The 1760-nt window shown below is 58.9% G+C and carries 3 protein-coding genes; 1 reads left to right on the top strand and 2 read right to left on the bottom strand.

The window, feature by feature from the left end:
- Nucleotides 1–584, top strand: a 584-nt coding sequence (locus QD357_RS32005; RefSeq protein WP_414126035.1) for a type IV secretory system conjugative DNA transfer family protein, incomplete at its 5' end; no start/stop codon positions are given.
- Between the two features lie 110 nt (nt 585–694).
- Here the strand turns inward: QD357_RS32005 and QD357_RS32000 are convergent.
- A complete protein-coding gene (locus tag QD357_RS32000) occupies nt 695–1309 on the bottom strand; it encodes an exopolysaccharide biosynthesis protein (protein WP_183940216.1) in 615 nt (204 codons plus the stop codon).
- Entirely contained in the window at nt 1306–1614 is a 309-nt protein-coding gene (locus QD357_RS31995; RefSeq protein WP_414126034.1) for a hypothetical protein, read from the bottom strand. The genes QD357_RS32000 and QD357_RS31995 overlap by 4 nt, the downstream gene beginning before the upstream one ends.
- Between the last annotated feature and the right edge of the window lie 146 nt (nt 1615–1760).

The raw sequence follows: 1760 nt of genomic DNA, 5'->3' as shown, positions 1-1760 counted from the left end.
CGTTGGAGACGCATGCGGGCCTTGCACGCGTCATCATCGGCTCATTTCTCAATGGGATCTACAATCGCGATGGGGCGATGCCCGGCCGAGCGCTGTTCCTTCTCGACGAGGTCGCGAGGCTTGGCTACATGCGGATCCTGKAAACTGCGCGCGACGCCGGCCGCAAGTATGGCATCACCCTTGTCATGATCTATCAGTCGATCGGCCAGCTGCGCGAAACCTATGGGGGGCGGGACGCATCGAGCAAGTGGTTCGAAAGCGCGAGTTGGATCTCGTTTGCAGCGATCAACGACCCGGAAACCGCCGACTACATCTCACGCCGCTGCGGCATGACGACGGTAGAGATCGACCAGGTCAGCCGTAGTTCGCAAATGAAAGGATCGTCGCGGACGCGATCGAAGCAATTGGCCGCACGACCGCTGATCCAGCCACACGAGGTGCTTCGGATGCCAGCGGACGAGCAGATCGTATTCACGGCCGGGAACGCTCCACTCAGATGCGGGCGTGCGATCTGGTTTCGACGTGAGKATATGAAAGCCTGCGTCGGAACGAGCAGGTTTCAGAAGCACGGAGAACGACCGTAAACCTKATCCGAGTGACCTTCATCTTATCGTYGCGGTCATGTCGCCGCAAAACGCCTKACGAGTGTTCGTCCTGTGGCTTGATCGACAAGTCCCTGCGTTTCAATATCGCTTCATACAAGTGTAGCAACKGTGCCATATGCCAAAGCCGCCGTCACAGCCAGTGCTGCTATCGATAAGAATAGTCCGATCAGTGTGACCACGCCATCTCGTTCCAAGAGAGCCACGGCTATGACGATCAAGGCGAAGGCCGCCAAGAGATTTCCGAAGGGTATTGGCAGGGCGATGGCGACTGCCAGCAGGAAAATGGGCAAGCCCAGCAACATTTGAACCGGCTTTCCGGTMAGAACAGCAAGTCGGTCGCGGCGCATGATTTTTTCCGCCCAAGCGATCAGAGGACCCGCGTACCGAAGGGTGACATCGATCGCGTTTGATGACAGACGGCGTCTTTTAAGGCTTGCCGGCAGCCAGATGGTCTCGCATCCGAAAGCAATCTGGAGCGCGACCAACGCMAGCGCCGTTCCAAAAACCATTCCGAACGGTCCCGGGATCGGCGAAAGCGCCGGTAACGTCAGCAGCAGGATGACKAGGGCAGTGCCGGCCTGCCCCATGATGGACAATGCCTTCCCTATTTCAATGCTGCCGTGAGCTTGGCCAAGAGCAGCCAATTCACGGAGGCGGGTCGATGCGATCCCTTCGCCCTGCGGCTGTTGTTCGCCCCCCGTCATACTGCGCTATCGTCCCCGTTCTGTTTCAGAACATTCACCAACGCCGCGCAACCCKGCGCGCTCGTGTCCAGGAGATCGAGTGGGGAGCTCCAGCCGAACGAAACGCTGACAGCGTTGGAAACCGCCMACCCCATGTCGTTCGTTGCTCGATCGAGAAGACGGGGCGCCTCTCCMGCCAGGCAATCTTGCGAGGCGCGCACGATCTCKGTGGGCGCCTTGGCCGCCGCCACGCGCTCCGCTATGCCGGCCTGCAGCGGTTCGATGATGAGCATTGAGAAAATTGAAGCGATGATTTCTGAGAACATGGATACGTTCCTTCAGTTGGTGAATTCGTATGACGGCAAGCGTTGTGCCGGCGGATTAACTGGAAGGCTGCGGCTTGGCGCGTGTCTTGAGCAGGCTCCAGGCGACACCGCTTGCAATGATCGCAAAGGTGATGCCGAGCGACAGG

Origin of the sequence: Rhizobium sp. BR 317 (assembly GCF_047445835.1) — a bacterium.
In the GTDB taxonomy this organism is placed as follows: domain Bacteria; phylum Pseudomonadota; class Alphaproteobacteria; order Rhizobiales; family Rhizobiaceae; genus Rhizobium; species Rhizobium paranaense.
The sequence above is the reverse complement of the archived record's forward strand: the minus strand, read 5'-3'. Positions and strand labels throughout refer to the sequence as shown.